This is a genomic window from Streptosporangium sp. LJ11 (genome assembly GCF_051918945.1).
Taxonomy (GTDB): Bacteria; Actinomycetota; Actinomycetes; order Streptosporangiales; family Streptosporangiaceae; genus Streptosporangium.
This window is the reverse complement of record NZ_JBPXMB010000015.1, coordinates 22346-44331: the sequence shown is the minus strand read 5'-3', so window position 1 is coordinate 44331 and position 21986 is coordinate 22346. Positions and strand designations below refer to the sequence as shown.

The window sequence follows — 21986 nt, the reverse complement described above, 5'->3', positions numbered from 1 at the left end:
CCCCCGCACGCGGCCGTCGAGGGGATGATCGACAGGAGATGGCCTCTGACGTGGAACGACTCCGAGTGATCATGTCGGAATCGGTCGCGTCAGTAGGTAATCCTGCGCACATTTTCCGACAGTCGCCGGATAACCTGGGGGCATGTCGAAACTCGCTTACCTGGGACCGGAGGGGACCTTCACCGAGGAAGCCCTGCGCATCCTGGCGCCCGAGGCCGAGCGCCTGCCGAGCCCGAACGTCACCGCGGCCCTGGAGGCCGTCCGGCGAGGCGAGGCCGACGGAGCCGTCGTCCCGATGGAGAACTCGCTCGAAGGCGCCATCACCACGACCCTTGACGAGCTCGCCCGGGGTGAGTCGCTGCTCATCACCGCCGAGCTGCTGCTCCCCGTCGAGTTCTCGCTCCTGGCGCGTCCCGGCACCGAGATCGGCCACATCAAGAGGGTCTTCTCCCACCCGGCGGCCATCACCCAGTGCCGCAACTTCATCGCCCGCGAGCTGCCCGACGCCGTGGTGGTCGCCGCCCCGTCGACCGCCGCCGCGGCGCAGGAGGTCGCGCTTCCCGGGTCGCCGTACGACGCGGCCATCGCCGCGCGCATCGCCGGGGAGCACTACGGCCTGGTCGAGCTCGCGGCCAGGATCGGTGACCGCACCGACACCGTCACCCGGTTCGTCCAGGTGTCGCGTCCCGGCCCGCTGCCCGAGCCGACGGGTGCCGACCGCACCTCACTGGTCGTCTTCCTCGCCGACGACCACCCGGGCGCGCTGCAGGAGATGCTGACCGAGTTCTCCGTCCGCGGCGTCAACCTCTCCCGCATCGAGTCGCGGCCCACCGGCGACGGCATCGGCCGCTATTTCTTCCACTTCGAATTCGAGGGCCACGCCGCCGACGCCCGCGTCGGAGAGGCGATCTCGGGTCTGCACCGCATCTCCGCCAAGGTGCGCTTCCTGGGCAGCTACCCGCGCGCCGACGGTCTCTTCCCGCAGATCAAGCGCGGTACGAACGACAACGACTTCGCCGAGGCCGCCGGCTGGCTCGGCAGGGTCCGCACCGGTCAGGTCTGATCGCCACCCGGCCCGAGAGCCGGCACCCGGTTCCGGGACGGTGCCGGCGTACGCCCGCCGAAGGCGTCCCGGCGGGCGGGAAACGGATGCCGCGGCCGGCTCGCCACCGCCGCCGCTGGGGCGGGCCGGTCAATCCGGGCGCGGGCGCGAGCCGTACATCGGTAGCCTTGTGGCTGTGATTGACCTGCGTACCCTTCGTGAGGATCCCGACCGGCTACGGGCGTCGCAGCGTGCCCGCGGTGAGGACGACTCTGTCGTCGACACGCTGCTCGACCTCGACGAGCGGCGGCGCGGCGCGCTGAGCCGCTTCGAGACGCTCCGCGCCGAGCAGAAAACCGTCGGCAAGTCGGTCTCCCGTGCCTCAGGGGAGGAGAAGGCCACCCTGCTGGAGCGGGCGAAAGACCTCTCCTCGCAGGTCAAGTCCGCCGAGGCCGAGGCGGAGGGGCTCGGCGCCGAGCTCGACGAGCTGCTCTACACGGTGCCCAACCTCGTGGAGGAGGGGGCTCCCGCCGGCGGCGAGGACGACTACGTCGTGCTGGAGGAGATCGGCGAGAAGCCGTCCTTCGGCTTCGAGCCCAAGGACCATCTGGCGCTGGGCGAGCTGCTCGGCGCGATCGACATGGAGCGCGGCGCGAAGGTCTCGGGCTCGCGGTTCTTCTTCCTGAAAGGCGTCGGCGCGCGGTTGCAGCTCGGGCTGCTCAACATGGCCATGCAGCAGGCGATCGAGGCGGGCTTCATCCCGATGATCACGCCCGTGCTGGTCAAGCCGGAGTCGATGAAGGGCACCGGTTTCCTCGGCGCCCACGCCAGCGAGGTCTACCACCTGCCCGACGACGACCTGTTCCTGGTCGGCACGAGCGAGGTGCCGATGGCGGCCTACCACGGTGACGAGATCCTGGACGGCTCCGCGCTCCCGTACCGCTACGCGGGATGGTCCTCGTGTTTCCGCCGCGAGGCGGGCTCGTACGGCAAGGACACGCGTGGCATCATCCGGGTCCACCAGTTCGACAAGGTGGAGATGTTCTCCTACGTGCGCCCCGAGGAGGCACACGCCGAGCACCTGCGCCTGCTCGACTGGGAGAAGGAGATGCTGGCCAAGGTCGAGCTGCCCTACCGGGTGATCGACACCGCTGCCGGAGACCTGGGGTCCTCGGCCGCGCGGAAGTTCGACTGCGAGGCGTGGGTGCCCAGCCAGGGCCGCTACCGCGAGCTCACCTCGACCTCCAACTGCACCGACTTCCAGGCCCGCCGCCTCGGCGTCCGTTTCCGTGACTCCGGCGGCAAGCCCCAGCACGTGGCCACCCTGAACGGCACGCTGGCCACCACCCGCTGGATCGTCGCCATCCTGGAGAACCACCAGCAGGCCGACGGCTCCGTCGTGCTCCCCAAGGCCCTGCGCCCGTACGTCGGCCTCGACGTGCTCGAGCCCGTCAAGTAGAGACCCGCACCGCGCGGCGAGGCTCACGGTGAGGGCCCCGCCGCGCGGCGAGGCCCTCACGGTGTTCACGCCGGACGCTCCTCCGCCTCCACCGATTCCCCCGCTTGCGCCGCGCCCGCCCAGCCGACCAGGACGGATCCTCCGACTCCGATCCCGCCGACGAGCCAGGCGAGGAATCCGGCCGTCGGATAATCGTCGATGGTGCCCGACCGCCAGGCCGTGAAGAGCATCCACATCGAGAACGGCGTGCAGACGGCGATGGCGACCAGCGCCAGCCAGGTCCGCGCCGGTACGCGCGCCCGGATCGCCGCCGCCGCCGTGAGGATCGTCGCGACGAGGGCGCAGACGCCGCCGAGCAGGGCCACCAGAGCGCCGATGATGTAAATCTTGTCGGACGGCAGGGTGAGCACGAAACCGACCGCGGCGAGGACGTACGCGGGCACGGTCAAGCCGGTGGCCCGCCGCGTGTGACGGCGTGCCACGGCCATGCCGGACATGAAGCCGAGCAGGCCGACGAAGAGGCCGACGCGGTGCTCCGTCGTCAGGTCGACGCCCGGCGCGTCGAGCGGGATCGCCGCCTCCGCGGAGAAACCCCCGTCGGACAGGCCCATCCGCCGCCAGTTCCCCCGCGCGTCCCGCACGGCGACGCCGTCGTCGCCGTTGGCCGCCACCACCACGTGCCCGCCCGGTACGCGCTGTACCGCGATGGCCGAGGAACCCTGCCACGGTCTTTGCCACCGGTCCTCCATCTGCCGCCGGAGTGCTCCCTGACGTCCTTCGGAGACCGCCCACACCGTGTTCCAGCTGGTCCCGCCGTCCCGGGACTCGTCCACCGCCAGCCGAGGAGGGACGACGCGGTAGCAGTGCGCGGGCTCGTCGGGCAGACAGGCCCGGGTCACCGGATCGGGGGTGGGCGAGGGCCCGGCTCCCGGGAGGCCCGAGTCCGGCGAGGGCGAGGGGCTCATAGGGCTCCGCTCCTGCGCGGGACGACCGATCCACGTACGGCCGCCGTCGCGGGAGAGGATCTCGGCCCCCTGGTCCAGGACCACGGTGATGCCACCGCCGCGTACGAAGACCTGCGTCGCCGCGGGCGGCTGCGGTTCGGCCGCGGTGGCGGTCACCCCGACGAGGGCGACCGGGACGATGATCAGCGCGCGGGCTCGCCGTGCCCGGTGACCGGTGCCGCACCGGCGCCAGATCAACCACGCGGCGCCCAGCGCGGGCAGGGCCACCAGGTCGGTCGGGTCGGCCAGGGTCCGTGAGGGGCCCGCGGCCAGGGTCCAGGCCCGGGAGGCGAGTTCCGCGCCCGCCTCCGTGGTCTTGACCAGGGTGAAGCCCACACCGGTGACGACGATCGCCCCGTGGGCGGCGAGCCGGGTGGGGGCGAGGGAGGCTGCGGTTCGGAGGGAGGCGAGGACCGGGGAGGAACCGGTTCGGAGGGAGGCGAGAGCAGAGGAGGAGGAACCGATTCGCAGGAGGGCGAGAACCGCGGAGAAGGCGAGGGAAAGGGCGAGGGCGAGTACGGGCGGGGCGACCAGCAGCCCCGCGACGTCGCTCAGCTTGCCGGTGACGAGCCCCGGCCACAGGGCCTTGAGGAGATGGTCGTTGACCAGCAGGACGAAGGTGGCGGTCACGGTCGCCGGATGCCCGAACCAGGCGAGGAGGGGCTCTTGCGAACTTTCCATGACCGGCTGGATCCGCCGCGGCGCGGCCCGGTTCGGGTGCGGCGGCATTCGTGACCGAGGCGTGTCCCGGAACCCGGGCGGCTCGCACGCCCCCGGTGCCCGGCGGATCCTCCCGCCTGTCCCGTCGGCCTCGCCTGTCCCGCTCGCCTCGCCGTTCCGCTCACTCGGCGAGGTAGCGCTGGATCGTGGGGCCGAGCCAGTCGACGATCTCCTCCCGGGACATGGCCACCACGGGCGGCAGTCGCAGGACGTAGCGGCACAGGGCCATGCCGAGGACCTGGGTGGCGGTGAGCCCGGCCCGTAGCGCGGCCTGGGCGGGGTCGGCGCTGAGGCGGGCGACGAGGGGGCCGAGCTGGGCGGCGAAGATCTCGCGCATGCGCTCGGCGGCGCCCTCGTTGGTGACCCCGGTACGGAGCAGGATCATCATGCCCTCGTCGTCCTCCCAGCGGTCGAGGAAGTGGGCGACGAGCGTCCTGCCCACCTCCTCCCGGGGGACCGCCGCCAGATCCGGAAATCTCAGGTCGACGTCGGCCGCGGCGGCGAAGAGCCTGTCCTTGTTGCCGTAGTAGCGCATGACCATGGACGGGTCGATGCCCGCGTCCGAGGCTATGGCCCGGATGGTGGCTCGCTCGTAACCGTCCGCCGCGAAGCGCTCGCGTGCCGCGGTCAGGATCGCGGCCTTGGTGTCCTCCGAGGTTCTGCGCATGCCAACAACTGTAGGCCAACGACTGTTGACATCGCCAGGGCGGAGATGCACAGTTATGCCAACGAGCGTTGACCAACAAGCGTTGGCATTCTCAAGGAGGACGAAATGCTCCCCACGCTTCCCGCGACCACGGACGTTCTCGTCGTCGGCGCGGGCCCGACCGGCCTCACCGCCGCCGTCCACCTCGCCGGGCAGGGATTCGACGTGACCGTCGTCGACGACCAGGCGGTCGGCGACAACACCTCGCGAGCCGCCGTCGTGCACGCCAGGACGCTGGAGGTCCTGGAGGACCTCGGAGTCTCCGCGCGTCTGGCGGCCCTGGGAATCCACGCCCGGCGGTTCACCATCAGGGACCGCGACAGGATCCTGGTGCCCGTCGGCTTCGACCGGCTCCCGACCCGCTACCCGTACACGCTGATGATCTCCCAGGCGGTGACCGAGCGGGTGCTGCTGGAGCGCCTCGCCGAACTGGGCGGACGTGTCGCCAGGCCGTACACCCTGGAAAGCCTCACCCAGGACGCCGAGGGGGTGACCGCGCGCCTCTCCGGGGGCGCGGTCGTCACCGCGAAGTACCTCGTCGGCGCCGACGGCATGCACAGCACGGTCCGTGAGCAGGTGGGAGTCGCGTTCGAGGGTGAGCGGTACGCGGAGTCGTTCAGCCTGGCCGACGTGCGCCTCACCGGCGGCGTGCCCCGCGACGAGGTCGTCCTCTACTTCTCGCCCGCCGGTCTGGTCGTGGTCGCGCCGCTGCCCGACGGCACCCACAGGATCGTCTCCACCGTGGACGAGGCGCCTCCCACGCCGGATGTGGCCTTCGTCCAGGGACTGCTGGACGCCCGGGGCCCCCGGAAGGAGCGTGCCGTGGTCGGCGAGGTCGTCTGGGGATCGCGCTTTCGCATCCACCATCGCGTGGCCCGTACGTTCCGCGCCGGGCGGGTCCTGCTCGCCGGTGACGCCGCGCACGTCCACAGTCCCGCGGGAGGGCAGGGAATGAACATCGGAATCCAGGACGCCGTCGCCCTGGCCGAAGCCCTCACGATCGCTCTCAAGGGCGCGGAGGAGGCACTGGACCGCTACGCCGCCGCCCGTCGCCCCATCGCCCTCCAGGTCGTCACCTTCGCCGGGCGGCTCTCCGGGCTGGCCAACATGAACAGGCGCCTGCGACCGCTCAGGAACCTGATCCTGCGACTCCTGGCGCTCAGCCCGGCCTTCCGCCGGCGACTCGCCTGGCGGCTCTCGGGTCTGGTCTACCGGTGAGGCCCTCGGATCCCGGCCCGGTGTCCCCAGGGGCCGGCCCGGTGTCCTCAGAGGGAGCGGAGCGGTCCTCGCGGGCGGCAGCGGGGCGAAACATGCGGGGGCCGGTCTGCGGGCGCGCTCCGGGGAGCGGGCCGGGGCCGGGCCGCCGGAGTGCTCCGGGACGTCCTGGAAGGCCCCGGAGCGCCGGTGAAAGGTAGAAGGCGGGGTTCGCTAGAAGCGAACCCCGCCTTCCGGTTCAACCAAGAGGTCTATGCGTCAGACGGCGCGGACCTGCGAGGCCTGCGGGCCCTTCTGGCCCTGGGTGATCTCGAACTCGACCCGCTGGCCGTCTTCGAGGCTACGGTAGCCGTTGCCCTGGATCTCGGAGAAGTGCACGAACACGTCCGGTGCACCGCCGTCCGGTGCGATGAAGCCGAAGCCCTTTTCAGCGTTGAACCACTTGACGGTTCCCTGAGCCATTAAAGCTCTCCCTCAGGATTTGAAACTTTGGGATTCACACCTCATGAACCCCATGTGTCGTACAGCGGGCCCCGGGGTGGCTCAGTCAAACTGGTTTTCACAACGGGATTCAGCTAATACAACGCCATCACATCTAACACTATCCGGCGCATGCGTGTTCCCGCCATGAGGAAGATTCCTCGGACCGGATCCCTGGGGCCGACACGCCGACCATCACAGTGCACACTGGGACGTGTTATGCAAAGCCCCAGGCTGGTCGCCACCGACCTCGACGGCACCGCTCTGCGCTCGGACGGCACCGTCTCCCCCCGTACGGCCGCCGCTTTTGCGCTTGTGGAGAACGCCGGGGCCACGCTGGTCTTCGTGACCGGCAGGCCACCTCGCTGGATGCACATGGTCGCGGGAGCCGTACGCCATCGAGGGCTGGCCATATGCGCCAACGGAGCTCTCGTCTACGACCTGCACAGTGAGCAGATCGTCAAATCCCACCTCATCCACCCGGACGTGCTTGAAGAGGTGGTGAGGCGTCTCCGCGAAAAGGTTCCCGACCTCGCGTTCTCTGTGGAATACGAGGGTGGATTCGCCCACGAATCGGACTTCCGTCTCGGAGGATGGGACAGCAAGACGGTCGGCGGACGCCGCGTCGGAACGGACACGCTCACCTCGCGGCCATGCGCCAAACTTCTGGCGCTACATCCCAGAATGGACCCCGACATCCTCTATGCGGCGGTTTACGGGCTGGTCGGCGACCTGGTCACCCCCACCCATTCCAGCGGCCGGGCACTGATCGAGATGAGCGCGCACGGCGTGACGAAGGCGTCGGCGCTGTCCCACCTGGCCATGACGCTCGGCATCGTGGCCGAAGAGGTGATCGCCTTCGGCGACATGCCCAACGACCTTCCGATGCTCCGGTGGGCCGGCGTCTCGTACGCCGTCGCCAACGCCCACCCGGAGGTGCTGGCCGCGGTCGATCACGTGACCGCGGCCAACAACGACGACGGGGTCGCCGGGGTTCTCGAGGAGCTCTACAGATCGTGACGGGCTCCGCGAGCCCTCAGAAAGCCCGGTGAAGGCTTCGCGATCGGGGAGCCGACGGCGTCCGCCGGACTCTCCGCCCGGTTCGCGAGCCTTCACCACGCCCCTCGGCGGGCCGGTGGGGATGTCGTGCGGGGCCTTACAGGTAGGGACCCGCGTTGCCGCCCGGGGAGCCCTCCTGCTGCTGGAGGGACATGCCGCCGGGCAGGGCCCTGCGCATGTTCTCCAGCTGGGCGCGAGCCGCCATCTGCTGGGCGAACAACGTGGTCTGTATGCCGTGGAACAGTCCTTCGAGCCAGCCGACCAGCTGCGCGTGGGCGACCCGGAGCTCCGCCTCGCTGGGCGGGGTGCCGTTGACGTCCTCGGTGAACGGCAGTGAGAGCCGTTCCAGCTCCTCGACCAGTTCCGGTGCCAGACCGTCTTCGAGCTCCTTGATGGAACTCTCGTGGATCTCCTTGAGCCGCTTGCGGCTGGCCTCGTCCAGCGGAGCCGCCCGGACCTCCTCGAGGAGCTGGCGGATCATGCTGCCGATGCGCATCACCTTGGCGGGCTGCTCAACGAGGTCGGCGATCGACCGGCTCTCACCCTCCTCCTCGCCCTGGGAGCCCTGGGGACCCACGACCACGATGTGCGGAGTGCTCTCCTCAGCGTTCATAGCCTCAACTTACTAGCAGGATTTTCCCGATGTGTTCTCCGGACTCCAGGATGCGGTGGGCCTCGGCCGCGTCGCTCATCGGCACCCTGGCGTGCACGACGGGACGGATGGCCCCGGCGTCGAGCAGGGGCCAGACGTTGTCCACGACCCCGCGCACGATCGCCCCCTTCTCGTCGACGGGCCGGGAACGCAGCGTGGTGCCGTACACCGAGGCCCGCTTCGCGAGCAGGGCTCCCAGGTTCAGCTCGCCCTTCGCGCCACCCTGCAGGCCGATCACGACCAGCCGGCCGCCCGTCTTGAGAACCCTGATGTTCCCCGGAAGATATTTGCCGCCCATGATGTCGAGGACCACATCGGCCCTGACCTTCTCCGAGAAGTCCTCCCGCCGGTAGTCGATCCCCTCGTCGGCGCCCAGCTCCAGGCAGCGGTCGATCTTCTCGGGGGACCCGGCGGTGACGACCACGCGCGAGCCGAACGCCTTCGCCAGCTGTACGGCCATCGTGCCGATCCCGCTGGCGCCACCGTGCACGAGGAGGGTCTCGCCCTTCCGCAGGCGCGCGGTCATGAAGACGTTGGACCAGACCGTGCAGGCCACCTCGGGCAGCCCGGCGGCCTCGACCAGGTCGACGCCCTCCGGCACCCGCATGACCTGCTGCCAGGGAACGGCGACCTTCTCCGCGTACCCGCCGCCGCTGAGCAGCGCGCACACCCGGTCACCCGGCGCGAACCCCTCGACGTCCGGGCCCACCGCCTCGACCACGCCGGAGCACTCCATGCCCGGGTACGGCGAGGCGCCGGGGGGCGGGTCGTAGAGTCCCTGACGCTGCAGCGCGTCGGCCCTGTTGACCGCGGAGGCGGCCACGTCGATGATGACTTCGCCGCGTTCGGGGAGCGGATCGGGAACCTCCCGCCACGTCAGCACTTCCGGTCCACCAGGTTTATCGATCACGATGGCGCGCATGTGAGCAAAGGTATCCGCTGAGCCCCAACTTGGTGGTTGCTCGCGTTGACAGGAACACAGGGCGTTAACCTGCTATGTGTTTGCTGCCCTTTTATGCCCATCCCGAGGGGGAACACGGTGGCAAGACACGATCGTGAGGAATCTCTCGAGGAACAGCTCGCATGGCTCGACGCCATCAAGGAGCAGGAGGAGGAGGCGCCCGCCCTGGCGGTGAAGGCCACCGCGGTGGACGACGCCGTCGTCTCGCCGTACCCGAAGGACCCCTGGAGTCTGGTCCCGACCGAGCCGGACACGACGTCCTCGCCGCTGTTCCGCGCGGCCGTCGACTCGGCTCACCCGGTCGCCGACCCGCCGGTGGAGGACGCCGACGCGGCCGAGTGGATGGAGGCCTCCGACACGGTGAGTTCCTTCACCGTGCCCGCTCCGGTATCCGGCGAGCAGGACAACGACGGCTTCCTCGCGCCGCTCAAGCCGCTGCCGCGCCAGGAGGAGGGCGACACCGGCGACCACGGCGTCGCCGACTTCACCGAGCCGCACCTTCGCACCCCGTTCGCGGCGCCCGCACAGGAGCCGTCCCGCGGGCTGTTCGAGCAACCCCGGCGCCAGGCGGAGCCGGCCGAACCCTTCACGTCCCCCGCCTCCGCCCCGGCCGAGCCCTCCGACCTGGAGCCGCTCAAGCCGTCGTCCTCGGACACCGAGCGGTTCACCTTCGGCGGCACGGAGTTCGGCGGCACCGACCCCGACCGCTTCTCCTTCGGGAGTGGCGGCACGCGCTCCACCTCGGGCGGCAAGGACTTCTCCTCGACCGGCTCCTCGACCGGCGGAGACTTCTCCGCTGGAACCGCCGAGACCGACCGGTCCGCGTCCGGTACGACCGGGTCCGGCACGTCCGGTGCGTCCGACGGTGGCGACCGGTTCTCGCCAGGTGCCGCGGAGGCCGACCGCTTCCCCGCCGCCGGTGCCGAGCACGACCGCGACCGTACGATCTTCGAACCCTTCGAGTCCTTCGAATCCACGGTGACGTCGGTGGTGAAGGAGCCGCCCAGGCAGGCGCCCGAGCGCTTCGAACCCGACTCGGATCGCTTCGAACCCGTTGCGGCGCCCGTTCCCACGTCCGGTTCCGAGCCCAAGCCGGAGCCCGCCGAGTCGTTCCGGGCCCCCGAGTCCTTCGGCACCGACAGGCCGGAACCGGCCGCGGCGCCGGAGCGTCCCGCGACCTCGGGCGCGTTCGGCCCGGAGTCCTCCTCGGGTTCCTTCGGTACGGACACCGCCCCCGGCTCCCGTGGCTCCTTCGGCACGGAGCGTTCCAGCTCGGCTCCGCCCCCTTCCGGCTCTTCCGGTTCTTCCGGGTTCGCCGCCTTCTCCGGCCCCACGGCCTTCGCGCCGGGACGGGACGCGCCCCCCGCCCCCGAGCGGGACTCGTCCCAGGAGCGCGTGGAACGGGAGAGCCCCTTCGCGCCCGGACGGGACGCGGCCGAACCGGTGCGGGAGCCGTACCAGGCACGCCGCCGCCAGACGGCTCCGGCACCCGCCTTCGGCGCACCGGCCAGGCACCAACCTCCGGGCACGGCTCCCCGGCAGTCCGCCGACAGCCTGGATCCGGAGTCGCTGCTGAGGGGCCGTCGCAACGCGCCCGCCGGGGGCTGGCGGAAGCTGGTCTACAAGGCGTCGGCCGGGCTGATCAAGCCCGGCGAGTCCCCGGAGGTCCGTCGCCGCAGGGAGCTGGTCGGCCGCGCACGCACCCCGGTGGCCACCGGCCACCACCGCGTCGCCGTACTCAGCCTCAAGGGCGGTGTCGGCAAGACCACGACCACCGTCGGCCTCGGCGCCACGCTCGCCCAGGTACGCGGCGACCGGGTCATCGCGGTCGACGCCAACCCCGACCGGGGCACCCTGTCGGACAAGGTCGAGCTTGAAACCTCCGCGACCGTCCGCGACCTGCTCAACGAGCGGCAGCAGATCAAGAGGTACGTCGACATCCGGGCCTTCACCTCCCAGGCCCCGTCGCGCCTGGAGATCCTCGCCTCCGACCGTGACCCGTCGGTGTCCGAGGCCTTCAGCGCGGCCGACTACCAGTCGGTCTCCCAGGTGCTGGAGAACTTCTACTCGATCTGCATCACCGACTGCGGCACCGGCCTACTCCACTCGGCCATGTCCGGTGTGCTCGGCCTGGCCGACCAGCTCGTCCTGGTCAGCTCCCCCTCCGTGGACGGCGCCCGCGCCGCCTCGGCGACCCTCGACTGGCTGGAGGCCCACCACTACGAGGAGCTCGTCCGCTCCGCGACCGTGGTGTTGTGCAGCGTCCGTCCGCGCTCGAAGTCGACCGTCGACCTCGACCGCCTGGAAGCCCACTTCGCGGCCCGCTGCCGCGCCGTCATCCGCGTCCCCTACGACCCGCACCTCGAGGAGGGCGCGGAGATCGACCTGGAAAGGCTCCAGCCCGGCACCCGCGAGTCCTACCTCCGCCTGGCCGCCTCGGTCGGCGACGGTTTCGCCGGTCCCCAGCCCTGACCCGCACCGGGCGGGCGCCTCGTCCCCGATTCGGGGACGAGGCGCCCGCCGGGTCCGGGCACGCCCGGGTCAATGAGAGACTAGGGTGCAATCTGACACGTTCTCCGGACGTGCCATCAGGAGAGCTCGCCTAGTGGACGATGGCGGCGGTCTTGAAAACCGCTAGGCCGGGTGACCGGTCTCGTGGGTTCGAATCCCACGCTCTCCGCTGAGCATCGCAAACGGCGTCTGACCAGGGACTTCCCTCGGATCGGGCGCCGTTGATCGTTTCCGAGGTGTGTAGCCTTTCCCCGGTATTGAGGTGCCATCGCGGGCTGCTACCAGCCGGTGCGGTACATCGTCCATGTGATGGCCGCCGCGGCGGCCCTGCGCTGGTAGCCGCGCAGGTGTGGAACGCCCAGTGGTGCGGGTTGTCGGCTCATCCGGGTCCAGTATCCGGCGAACGCCGCCGCGTAGCTGGTGATCACCTCTGGCGCGGCGAGGTTCCAAGCCGAGAATTCGGCCAGGATTTTCTCCGCAGCCTCGGCAGAGTGGCCGGTCATGATCAGGTGAGGGACGAGATCGGTGATGTCCTGCCAGGCGGCTCCCTGGCAGGGCTGTGCCCAATCCACGACGACCGCGGTGGTGTCATTCGCGGTGATGATCAGGTTGTCGGGCCGGATGTCCCCGTGGACCAGTGTCGCGCCGTCCGCGTCGCGCATCCAGCGGGTCTCCAGGTCGGCGAGCGCGTAAATGTGGCGTCCCTCCCAGTCGCCCAGATCCTGGGGAGGAGAAAGGAGCAGGTCGCGCCAGCCGTGTAGCTGGTGCGTCCGGGTGGCGGAGGCGAGCGGAAGGCCGGGGATCGGGTTCGGTGTCAGCAGGGTGACCATGCTGGAAAGTGCCGACGCGACGGTGAGGACGTCCGGCGAGCCCGGGGTCAGGTCGGGATGGTGTCCTTCGATGTCATCGAAGATGAGGATCGTCCACCCGGCTGCCGCGCCGTGCCATCGCAGTCGCGGGCTCGGTACACCGGAGGGAAGACATTCTGAGGTTTCGGCTTCGACCAGGTATTTGGCGGCCAGGACGTGGTCGTCCGGGATCGCCTTGACGAACACTCGATCGGAGATGAGGGTGAGGCGCGCCGCGACCCCCGGTGTGAAACCGCCGCTCTGCACATCCGCCCTGACAACAGGCGAACCGAGGTGGGTGGTGAGGAAGTCGCGCAGCTCGTGAGGAAGCTCGTCCCATGAGGGACGTACGGCGGTGAAGCCGAGCGGTGGATCACCGAACCGGTCGAATGACATGGAGAAAGCCCTGTACGTGTTGGGATGGATCGGACGCGGACGCGATCTCGCCGAGCGGGACGGGACGCTGTCTCGTCTATCCCCGCTCGGCGCCGGTAGCTCGCTGTTCAGTAGCGGGTAAGGGCACGAGTTCACCGTACCGGCCGGTGGTGTTCAGCCGAGGTCGAGATGGTGGAGGTAGGCGTCGATGGACAGGCGCAGGGGACTCACCGCCTCCGGGGCCGCGCGCTGGGCCAGTGCCAGGATCCGTTCGAGGGAGTTCTTCAAGGACGCGACGGTGGGGGTCGGCGGGGAGGTGATCAGCACTTCCAGTTCTCGGAGGCAGGAGCGGCCGATGGGAGTGGCGCCGATGTCGGTGTCGAGGTGATACCAGCCGTAGAACGCCGTCCGTGGGGACAGGGCGGTCCGGATCAGGGAGCGGGCCGCAGTGTGAAGCATGTGCGTCTCGGCGTAGGCCATGAACTTCTGTCCCCGGGCGATCCGTTTGTGGATCATCCAGCCCAGCACCAGCGCTTCGACGATGAGTTGCTCGCATGTGGGCGGGGTGGCCAGATGGTCGGTGACGAACTGAGCCACGGCCGGATCAGACGTCTCGTGCCTGGCATGGGGGGTGGTGTAGATGATGTGGCCGTGGGTCGAGGCGGTGATGTCGTCGATCCTGTCGGAGGGAGCCACGTACAGGTCGAGCTGGTGGAGCTTGCCGTCGGCCTCGAGCAGGTGCACATAGCCGAGGCCACCCATGCGAGGCACGATCTTGTCGGGCCAGCCGGGCATGATCGCGCCGAACTCGGTGACGGCGAGCGCGTCGAGCATGTCGACGAACTCGGCGAAGGCCGATGGTGCGACTCCTACGACGAGATCCACGTCGGAGAGCCGGTCGGAGGTTCCACGAGCGAAGGACCCGCGAATGAGCAGTTGGGTGACGGCAGGGCAGGCGACGAGGTGATTGATCGCGTTTTCCATGACGGCGAACTGGCTGGGCCGGTTCACCGCGGCAAGCCGGTCGATGGCCTCATGGCAGGTGTCGAACATGGGTTTCCTTTCTTGGTCGTTGGTCTTCTCAGCTAATGTCCGTACCGAGCAGGACGGATTTTCGATCACGCCACATCTCGGCGGTTCGCGTCGCGCCGCTGTGCTCGTACAGCTCACTGATCAGGTCGTAGGCGCGCCCTTCGGGAAGAGCGTGGGTGAAGAACAGCCGCAGCAGGTGCCGCTCGGCTGCCTGGCCGTATCCGAACCGGATCAGAGAGCGTGCCTGCTCGACCTTTCGCCGGAGCAGATCGTCGTCGAGGTGTGGCAGATGGTGTACGCAGTCGTCCGGAAGCTGTTGTCCCCTGGTCAGTTCGGTCAGCTCAGGGCTGGCGTAGCAGTCCAGGATCAGATGGAGGCGGGTCGGCCCGTACAGGTTGCAGGCGCCGTGCGCGAAGGTCGGAGTGAGCCGCCATATGTTGCCCGTTGTCAGGTGGACCGCTGAGCCCGCGAGGACTAGATAGGCCGAGGAACTGGTGATGAGGGGGATGTGCAGCCGGTGCCGTTCGACGGATCGCAGCTCTCCGTAGTCGCGGTGCTCCCACAGGAAAGTCCTTGCGTCGAGGCGGGCGATCCGCGCCCACATGTACCGCAACCCGAGCGTGGACAGGAGCCGCCGGGTGGCCGGCATCGACGCCAGCAGGGCGGTCTCCACGGGATCGCAGTCGGTGATGGTCACGTCGGTGGCGTCGCCGGTCATGTTCAGCAGCGACAGCGTCCCCCAGCCGCCCGACTGGTATTCGCCGTACTGGGCGACCCACCCTTCTGGGACGGTCAATGTCTCGTGACGGACCCGTTCCAACACGTCGGCGTCGATCGTCCCGGTGCAGGCGACCTGCTGTGCCAGGGAGGTCATCATGGGCGTCCTTTCTCGTACGGCTGTTTCTCCGATGTGGATTGCTCTGGTCTCTTCGCCTCGGGACGAAGCCGAGGCGCGTGCACGTCAGCGCGGGACGACATGGTCGGCCAGGATCACGTCTGCCAGCAGCGGCAGTTCGCTGCCCAGCACCGTGGTAAGGGGGCGGGTACGCAGGATCGCGTAGTGCTCGCTGAGCCGTTCGGCGGCCACGGTCGACGTTGCCGCGGACGTGAGCAGGGGACCGCCGGAATGGCTGAGCCTGGGAGTGGTCCACCAGAACTTCTCACCGTCGGTGTAGACCAGCAGCCCGTAATAGACCGACAGCACGGCCTTCCCGCAACGGAGTTGGTGGACGTCGGCCGAGATGCCGTGAGTGCTGTCCAGCAGGGCGGCCAGCTCCTCGGCGAGACGAAAGGCGGGAGACCGCTCGCCAGGTCGAGCGGTGCCGGTCTGGTCTTCGGTCGGCGGCGGACCAGTGGTGATCGACGACGCGACGGGGTGCGTCTGGGAAGCGAGCCTGTCGTCGTACCCGCTCATGAGGGCGTCACCTCGTGGGGATGCGCTCACGCCACGACCTCCTGTCGTGTTGTCGCGGCAAGAGGGTGTCCGGCGAATGGCCCCGGTCGTGAACGACGGAGACCGGTACCGGCCGGGCGTGACGCCCGGGGCGTGCGTGGGCGGACATGATGGGCGGTTGGACTTTCGTCGGCTGTGACGCCACCGCCGGCAGTGGACCGCACAGGCCGAGGCGGCGCCGTGCGGTCATACGGGCCTGCACCTGCCGGGGAGTGGGCTGCTCCCACAGATGGTCGCGGCGATGGGGGAGGCTGTGCGCCTCGTGGGCGTAGGGGGCGTGTCCGCACCAGCGACAACCGAGCGGCAAGGGCGGGGCATCCGCTCTCCAGCGGACACGAATGGTTCTAGCCTTGTTCATGGGTCAGGACTCGCTTCCTGGTCAAGGGACCCGTACGGCGTTGCGAGCGCCTGCGGGTCCCGTCTGTTCAAGAGACCGTCCTCTAATCACATGGCGTAAAGCCGTGTATGGGCAGGTGGTGTTAGGGGAAACTGAGGGAGACGGGCGTTTCCCCCTTGGTCCGAGGTGCGTGATGAAGGAGTTTCCGGAATGGGCCGTTCGACTCCGTGTTGAGCGATGCGCCCGACTTTGGTCGCAAAAGGAAATGGCGAAGCGCCTGGCTGAGGTGGCTGACGAATGGGCACGCGAACGTCTGCCGGCCAGAGATTCCCTGGTGCGTTCGATCAAGGGGTGGGAAGCGGGCAGGCACAAGCCCAAGAATCCTTACCTCACGCTCTACTGCCGGGCGTTCGACATGACCGAAGCGGAACTCTTCGCCATCGGGAAAACGGCTCAGGCCCGCCTACCGGCTGTTCCCGACGACGGAGGTCTTCCGGTTCAGGGCTTCGCGCGAATGCCGCGAGTTCGTATGGACGCGGCCCTGGTCGAGGCACTGATCTCGGCGTACACCGGCCTTGTGCCAGGCGCCTCCAATCTGGAGAGATCGCCGCAGAGTAGTCTCGTTTGGGAAGAACCTCATGGAGACGACATGGACACGGAACGCCGAAGGCTTCTGCAGCTTGCCGTCGCGAGCGCCGGAATCGGAATGCTCGGTGAGCCGGTTCGCCACCTGCTCGACCTGTCTCTCGGCCACGACTTCCGAAGCGTCGAGGAATGGGAACTGGCATCCAGCGATCACTTGTACGCGCTTCGAACCCGTGCGCCCGCGCAGGTCGTAGCCGATCTTGTCATCGATCTGCTCGCTGTGCGACGGCAGATGGAGATGTCTCCTCCCGCCGAAGTAGTCGAACTGCAAAAGGTCATGGCGGGGCTCTCCACGATCCACGCCAACGCCTTGACCCGCCTAGGTGACCACGGAGCCGCCATCCGCTGGTGGCACACGGCCCGTCATGCGGCCGACGCCTCGGGAGATCGGGAGTTGCGCCTGTTGGTCCGGTGCGAGGAGGTGGGCCACGGTCTCTACGGACAGCGTGCTCCGGAGACGATCCTGCACCTCGTCCACAATGCGAAGCAGATTGGCGGTGGACCTTCTGTCGACCTAATGTCCACCCAGGCGAAGGCTCTCACTCTGCTCGGCAGACATGACGAGGCACGCGAAGCGCTGAACGTTCTTCTCGACCTGACAGAAAAGGGTTCCACCGGAGACTCTCTGGGCTTCTGGAAGGAAAGCCAGATCCATTTTACGGAGAGTTGGGTTTATGCTGGTGCCGGTGATGAGGAAAAGGCAGACGAGGCCCGAGAGAAAGTCCTCAGACTGACCGGGGATTATCAGTATCAGGCCAATGTGCTGCTCCATGAGGCACTCTGCACGGTCGTCAGAGGAGGCATCGACGAAGGCATGCGACAGGCGGCGGCGGTGATAGCCCCTCTCCCTTCCGTCTACCGGAGTAACCACATCATCGAAACCGGAAGAATGCTGCTCCGTACGGTTCCCTTTGACCAGCAGAGCCGTCCCGCTATCGGCGAGTTTCGTGAGGTTTTGGCCGGTGAGGTCACAAGGTAGGTGCCTTCCACGGGCTCCGTTCAGGTCGGCCAGGCGAGAAGAGAGGGCCCCGGACAAACAAGGCCGTGGCGCGCCGCTCCGTCACCCCGTCCTGCGGTTCTTCTTGTACTCCTCGACCAGCTTGATGAACTCGGATTCGGAGCTGGCGAACTTCGTGATGCCCTTCTCCGGATCGGTCCTCACGAAGTACAGCCAGGGCCCGGCGGCCGGCTTCAGGGCAGCCTTGATGGCGGCGGCACCCGGGTTGCAGATGGGACCGGGCGGCAGGCCGAGGTGCGCATAGGTGTTGTACGGCGACCTGCTCCTGAGATCCTCGTTCGAGACCTTCGCGCCGAACTTGTTCAGGCCGTACATGATCGTGCTGTCCAGTTGCAGCGTCATCTCGGGCGTGTGGTTCAGCCGGTTGTGGATAACCCGCGCGATCTTGGGCATGTCGCGCTTGTCGGTCGACTCGGCCTGGACGATGCTGGCGATGGTCATGATCTCCAATGGCGTACGGCCGACGTGCCTGGCGCCGTTCACCAGGTCGCTGTCCTCGGCGGCGCGGTTGAAGCGTGTCACCATCGCGGCGAGGAGTTCGCCGGGGCTCGACGCGGGTGAGACCTCATAGGTCGCGGGGAAGGCGAATCCTTCCAGCGCGCCCTTGGCGTAGGCCGGAAGGCCGAGTGCCTCGCCGTCCCTGGCGGCCCGCTCGAACTCCGCGAGCGGTCTGCCGGTGGCGGTCGACAGCTGCTTCAGGATCTGCGTGAGCCGCTGTCCTTCTCTCACGGTCAGGGTGGTCTGCCCTGGCCTGGTCTCCGCAAGAGTCTCACCGGAGCCCCGCCCGGTGAGGTCCTTGGGGGCCGCCGCCGGAGAGGACAGCCCCTGGACCACGAGCGTGGATCCGACCGCCATCACGGTTACGGCCGCCGCTGCCGTCAGGGCGAGGCCGCGCCGGCGGGATCGATTCCGGTTGGCAGGGAAGAACCGGCCCGGTGGGGGTGGCTGCTCCTCATGGGCCATGTCGGAGAGGGTCTCGCGCAGCAGATCCTCGATGTTCATCCGAACTCCCTCACGGTGCTCAGTTCAGGTGCGGCCTTCTTCAGACGCTCCAACGACCGGTAGATCTGGCTGCGCACGGAGCCCACCCTGACACCGAGCAACCGCGCGATCTCGGTCTCGGACAGGTCCTCGAAGTAGCGCAGCACGAGCATGGTCCGCTGCCTCGGGGTCAGCCGGGCAAGAGCCGCGCGCATCACCAGGCGAAGGTCCACCATCTCGGCGTGCCCGTCGCCGATCTGTTCCGGCAGCCATCCGGTGGACACTTCGGCGACGCGGGAACGGCGCCGCCACCAGCTCACCTGCTCGTGGTACATGACACGGCGGACATAACCCTCGATGGCCGCCGGGTCGCGCAGGCTGCGCCACTTCACCGCTGTCTTCGCCAACGCCGACTGCATCAGGTCCTCGGCGGCGTGCCGGTCACCGGTCAGCAAGTACGCGGTACGGAACAGCGCTCCCGATCGATCGACGACGAACTCCCGGAAGTCCGCCTCAAATCCTGGATCCACCTGTCCTCCTCGCGATGTCACCAAGCAAGGACGCGGACAGGGCGTCGGTCTATGCCGGCACGGCCGAACCGATCTGCATCAAGGGCTGCACGCCCTGGCCCGCATCATCTACCTTCGCCACCTGCGGGCCTCAGCCCGACCCCGCCTGCTCCGCCACGTCGGGAGCCGCCCCCGGCGTCGAGCCACCGGGACACCGCCGCGTGTCGCCGGGAGGCGGCAGCCATGCTTGCGGAGCCCGAGCGCTTCGGCCGGGCGGAGACCGGCGAAGTAGAGGCAGACGAAGAAGTCGCGCAGGTGCCGACCACGGTCGAGACGGCTCACGCAGGTCACCGCGGTGAGCAGTTCGCGCGCCTGAACCGGATCGACCGCCACGCGCCGATCCAGGACCTCCCGGACCTTCGGAGGCTTCCGCGCCTTCACCTCGTCGATTTCCACACCCGCACTCTGCCGTCGGTGCTGCCCGTGATGAAGACGGGTGTGCCGTCGCCACGCTTGGCGACCTCTATGTCCATGACACCGGAGTAATGCCCTCTGATCGGTCTGCCGATGAGCTTTCCCGTGTCCAGATTCCAGATATGGAAGGCCGCCCTGATACGCCCCTCACCACCGGAGACGATGACAGGAGTGCCATCGTCGCGCCTGCCCGTCGCCACCGCGTGTACGAGATCGTGCCCGGATCTGAGTGGCTTACCCAGAGACTTTCCGGTGTCGAGATCCCAGATTCGTACGGTCCCGTCCTCTCCGGTGGAGACGATGACCGCGGTGCCGTTGCTGCGCTTGCCGATCGCCACGTCGTAGACGGGGCGGGTGTGGCCTTGCTGCGGCCCGCCCACTCGGCGACGAGTTGTGGGCGGTCATCGAGCCGCTGCTGCCGACTCCTTTCATCGCCGTTCTGCCGGATCGGCCCTCGACAGGTCTCGTGAACTGCCGGACTGCCGTCCGGCCGGAGCGTGCGCGGATGACGCCCCGCCCTCCGGGCTTGGCACAACTCGTACGGCGTGGTCCGGCACCGACAGGTTCCGGCGATCAGGAAAGCCACCCTCACATCGGTGATATCGGAATCTTCCCCATATGACGGATACTTTGGTCCCCCATCGGGACACGACCTGAGATCCAGAGGTGGCCATGGCGCCGAAGACTTTCGCGGACGGACGTGACCGCGGCCTGGTCGTGTCCATGGTCGTGCTGGCTCTCGTCATGATGTGGGGCCTGGCCGTGGTGGTGCTCGACGTACTCGCCTCTGCCGAGCTGGGATCGGCGGCCGCACGGCTGCCGGACGCGAGGCCGGACATCGAAGGGGTGGCGGGCTCGGATGGTGGCCTGGCCGAGAAGGTGCGGCGGGTCAGGGAGGAGGCCGCGGGGCGGACCACCGCCTTCGCGCTGTTCATCGCGGTGGCCGCGGGGACGTTGGGCACGCTGGCCTGGTTCGCCTGGAGGCGCCGGTCGGTCGCCATGTCGTTTTGGGCTGGGGTGGTGACGGCTCCCTACCTGTGCGGGCTCGGCGCGGCGCTGTGGTTCCAGCCGTTGCCCGAGCCGAGGCTCACCGCCCCCTACGGGGAGGCGCTGCGGGCCGTCCACCCGTACTGGTACGCGCCCGCCCGGACCGTGGTGATCGCGCTCGCGGCGGCTGTCCACATGGTCGTGCTCATCCTGATCGCTCGATGGTCGGTCAGAACGACCGGCGGGCCCGCGTCCGCCCGCCCTCTCGCCGCCGGGTTCATGGCCGTGACGGCGACGTGTGCCCTGGCGGTGGCGGCACTGAACTTCGCGGGCATCGCTCAGGCGAGGAAGGCGGCGCTCGGCGAGACCGTCGCCGAGGGAGCGGACGCGGCGAGCGGCTTCGTCCACGATCCCGGCACCGCCGATCGCCTGCTCGACCTGTCCGTTCGAGACGCCTGGGTGTACGCGGCGCTGCTGGCCGTGGCCGCGCTGGTGGCCTGCGCGGTCGCCATCGGCGCGGCACGCGGCGGAAACGGGGCGCACGTGACGGCGGCGACGCTGGCGGGTGTGGCGGTCGTGCCGTATATGACGGTGCTGCTCGCGACCGTGGCGCTGGGGCCGTTCGTCCATGGCAACGGGGAGCCGGTTCATCTGTCGGTGTCGGAAGGCCCCGAATGGTATCGGCCCGTGGTCTGGTCCCTCCTCGCGACGGCCGCGATCACTTTTGTCGCCGGAACCGCACTCGTGATCCGGCCCTCGAACCGCCCCGCCCCGCCGTAGCCCCTCAAGATGATCTTTCAGGGTGTCGCGACGGTACGGTGTGCCGATGGCGGACATCTACGAATTCGTACTGTCGGTGAACATCCGTGCTGATGTCACCGACGACGAGCTCGCCGAGCTGCGGTGGCATGTGGGACAGGGGCCACGACCTGAGCGACTGCCGATCGGCACTGACAGATACGTGGGAACCTATCCACTCGGTGATCCTGACGACCCCGACTGCGAGTGGGAGGACGCGGAGGCGGAGCCCGTGTTCGCGCAGCGCGGCGCCGCCCGGCGAGTGGGGGGCGCGCTCGTCGCCGAGTTGGTCGCGCGAGAGCGACCGGACGGCTGGGCACTGGCGGTACGCCAGGAACTCCATCCCGACGACTTCTACCGGCTCCGGACACTGCTGGACTGGCTCGGCCGATGTTCGGCCGACGCGCATGCCGGCGGTGTCGAATCCTTCATCGGTTACCTGCGCTTTCACGAGAACACCGAGATCGCGTCACTTGTCCTCGTGAACGGGCGGATTCGCGTGCCGGAGGACATCGAATCGCACACCCCGCACTGGGAGAACGGCACGTTGTGACCGGCCCAGCCCGTTCCGGCGTCAACAGTGGCCAGAGCCGGTGGGAAGGCACGGGTACGACAACCGGGCCGCCGTTGACGCCGTGCCGGCGCGCTCAGCCCGTCATCGCCGTTCGGTACGCGTCGGTACGGTGAACGGCCACAACCCTCTCAGGATGGTCGAGCGAG

Annotated in this window: 20 protein-coding genes and 1 tRNA gene; 9 read left to right on the top strand and 12 right to left on the bottom strand. The window is 68.8% G+C overall.

Going from position 1 to position 21986, the window contains the following annotated elements; all coding sequences use genetic code 11:
- The first annotated feature begins 142 nt into the window (after window positions 1–142).
- Entirely contained in the window at window positions 143–1063 is a 921-nt protein-coding gene (gene pheA, locus ACTOQ3_RS22305; protein ID WP_440085280.1) for a prephenate dehydratase, read from the top strand.
- Window positions 1064–1238: 175 nt separating this feature from the next.
- A complete protein-coding gene (serS, locus tag ACTOQ3_RS22300) occupies window positions 1239–2501 on the top strand; it encodes a serine--tRNA ligase (protein WP_440085279.1) in 1263 nt (420 codons plus the stop codon).
- A gap of 65 nt (window positions 2502–2566) precedes the next feature.
- Here the strand turns inward: serS and ACTOQ3_RS22295 are convergent, their stop codons facing one another.
- Together ACTOQ3_RS22295 and ACTOQ3_RS22290 are read right to left on the bottom strand one after the other, a co-directional pair.
- Window positions 2567–4186: a hypothetical protein gene (locus ACTOQ3_RS22295; protein ID WP_440085278.1), complete on the bottom strand. Its 1620-nt coding sequence runs from the start codon at window positions 4184–4186 to the stop codon at window positions 2567–2569.
- A 160-nt stretch (window positions 4187–4346) separates the two neighbouring features.
- Window positions 4347–4892, bottom strand: a complete 546-nt coding sequence (locus ACTOQ3_RS22290) for a TetR/AcrR family transcriptional regulator (RefSeq protein ID WP_440085277.1) — start codon at window positions 4890–4892, stop codon at window positions 4347–4349.
- A 105-nt stretch (window positions 4893–4997) separates the two neighbouring features.
- Between ACTOQ3_RS22290 and ACTOQ3_RS22285 the strand changes: the two genes are divergently transcribed.
- Window positions 4998–6149 (top strand): FAD-dependent oxidoreductase, encoded by a 1152-nt coding sequence (locus tag ACTOQ3_RS22285; RefSeq protein ID WP_440085276.1) that lies wholly within the window; start codon window positions 4998–5000, stop codon window positions 6147–6149.
- Between the two features lie 255 nt (window positions 6150–6404).
- On the opposite strand, the gene ACTOQ3_RS22280 is transcribed toward ACTOQ3_RS22285, so the two are convergent.
- A complete protein-coding gene (locus ACTOQ3_RS22280; RefSeq protein WP_012886943.1) occupies window positions 6405–6608 on the bottom strand; it encodes a cold-shock protein in 204 nt (67 codons plus the stop codon).
- Window positions 6609–6845: 237 nt separating this feature from the next.
- On the opposite strand from ACTOQ3_RS22280, the gene ACTOQ3_RS22275 reads away from it, so the two are divergent.
- On the top strand, window positions 6846–7646 hold the full coding sequence (locus ACTOQ3_RS22275; RefSeq protein WP_440085275.1) for an HAD family hydrolase: 801 nt from the start codon (window positions 6846–6848) through the stop codon (window positions 7644–7646).
- 136 nt (window positions 7647–7782) lie between these two features.
- On the opposite strand, the gene ACTOQ3_RS22270 is transcribed toward ACTOQ3_RS22275, so the two are convergent.
- Together ACTOQ3_RS22270 and ACTOQ3_RS22265 are read right to left on the bottom strand one after the other, a co-directional pair.
- Complete coding sequence (locus ACTOQ3_RS22270) at window positions 7783–8298, bottom strand: bacterial proteasome activator family protein (protein ID WP_440085274.1); 516 nt, start codon at window positions 8296–8298, stop codon at window positions 7783–7785.
- Between the two features lie 4 nt (window positions 8299–8302).
- Window positions 8303–9259 (bottom strand): NAD(P)H-quinone oxidoreductase, encoded by a 957-nt coding sequence (locus ACTOQ3_RS22265; protein WP_440085273.1) that lies wholly within the window; start codon window positions 9257–9259, stop codon window positions 8303–8305.
- 117 nt (window positions 9260–9376) lie between these two features.
- Here ACTOQ3_RS22265 and ACTOQ3_RS22260 point away from each other — a divergent pair, with 117 nt between their 5' ends.
- Both ACTOQ3_RS22260 and ACTOQ3_RS22255 read left to right on the top strand, forming a co-directional pair.
- The gene (locus ACTOQ3_RS22260; protein ID WP_440085272.1) at window positions 9377–11770 is read left to right on the top strand and encodes a nucleotide-binding protein; all 2394 of its coding nucleotides are present in this window, start codon (window positions 9377–9379) and stop codon (window positions 11768–11770) included.
- Between the two features lie 119 nt (window positions 11771–11889).
- A tRNA-Ser gene (locus tag ACTOQ3_RS22255) sits at window positions 11890–11978 on the top strand.
- Window positions 11979–12087: 109 nt separating this feature from the next.
- On the opposite strand, the gene ACTOQ3_RS22250 is transcribed toward ACTOQ3_RS22255, so the two are convergent.
- The 4 genes from ACTOQ3_RS22250 to ACTOQ3_RS22235 all read right to left on the bottom strand — a co-directional run bounded on the left by ACTOQ3_RS22250 (window position 12088) and on the right by ACTOQ3_RS22235 (window position 15508).
- Window positions 12088–13053, bottom strand: coding sequence for a phosphotransferase family protein (locus tag ACTOQ3_RS22250; protein ID WP_440085271.1), 966 nt, complete (start codon window positions 13051–13053; stop codon window positions 12088–12090).
- 153 nt (window positions 13054–13206) lie between these two features.
- Window positions 13207–14085: a hypothetical protein gene (locus ACTOQ3_RS22245; protein ID WP_440085270.1), complete on the bottom strand. Its 879-nt coding sequence runs from the start codon at window positions 14083–14085 to the stop codon at window positions 13207–13209.
- A 28-nt stretch (window positions 14086–14113) separates the two neighbouring features.
- On the bottom strand, window positions 14114–14941 hold the full coding sequence (locus ACTOQ3_RS22240) for an aspartyl/asparaginyl beta-hydroxylase domain-containing protein (protein WP_440085269.1): 828 nt from the start codon (window positions 14939–14941) through the stop codon (window positions 14114–14116).
- 84 nt (window positions 14942–15025) lie between these two features.
- Window positions 15026–15508, bottom strand: a complete 483-nt coding sequence (locus ACTOQ3_RS22235) for a hypothetical protein (protein WP_440085268.1) — start codon at window positions 15506–15508, stop codon at window positions 15026–15028.
- A gap of 539 nt (window positions 15509–16047) precedes the next feature.
- On the opposite strand from ACTOQ3_RS22235, the gene ACTOQ3_RS22230 reads away from it, so the two are divergent.
- Complete coding sequence (locus tag ACTOQ3_RS22230) at window positions 16048–17478, top strand: hypothetical protein (protein WP_440085267.1); 1431 nt, start codon at window positions 16048–16050, stop codon at window positions 17476–17478.
- Window positions 17479–17559: 81 nt separating this feature from the next.
- On the opposite strand, the gene mltG is transcribed toward ACTOQ3_RS22230, so the two are convergent.
- The 3 genes from mltG to ACTOQ3_RS22215 form a co-directional block, all read right to left on the bottom strand.
- Entirely contained in the window at window positions 17560–18519 is a 960-nt protein-coding gene (gene mltG / locus ACTOQ3_RS22225; protein WP_440085266.1) for an endolytic transglycosylase MltG, read from the bottom strand.
- Complete coding sequence (locus tag ACTOQ3_RS22220; protein ID WP_440085265.1) at window positions 18516–19028, bottom strand: SigE family RNA polymerase sigma factor; 513 nt, start codon at window positions 19026–19028, stop codon at window positions 18516–18518. Before ACTOQ3_RS22220 ends, mltG begins: the two co-directional genes overlap by 4 nt.
- A gap of 416 nt (window positions 19029–19444) precedes the next feature.
- Window positions 19445–19861 (bottom strand): WD40 repeat domain-containing protein, encoded by a 417-nt coding sequence (locus ACTOQ3_RS22215; RefSeq protein ID WP_440085264.1) that lies wholly within the window; start codon window positions 19859–19861, stop codon window positions 19445–19447.
- A 292-nt stretch (window positions 19862–20153) separates the two neighbouring features.
- Between ACTOQ3_RS22215 and ACTOQ3_RS22210 the strand changes: the two genes are divergently transcribed.
- Both ACTOQ3_RS22210 and ACTOQ3_RS22205 read left to right on the top strand, forming a co-directional pair.
- Complete coding sequence (locus ACTOQ3_RS22210; protein WP_440085263.1) at window positions 20154–21248, top strand: hypothetical protein; 1095 nt, start codon at window positions 20154–20156, stop codon at window positions 21246–21248.
- A gap of 46 nt (window positions 21249–21294) precedes the next feature.
- Window positions 21295–21819: a hypothetical protein gene (locus ACTOQ3_RS22205; protein ID WP_440085262.1), complete on the top strand. Its 525-nt coding sequence runs from the start codon at window positions 21295–21297 to the stop codon at window positions 21817–21819.
- Window positions 21820–21986 lie beyond the last annotated feature (167 nt).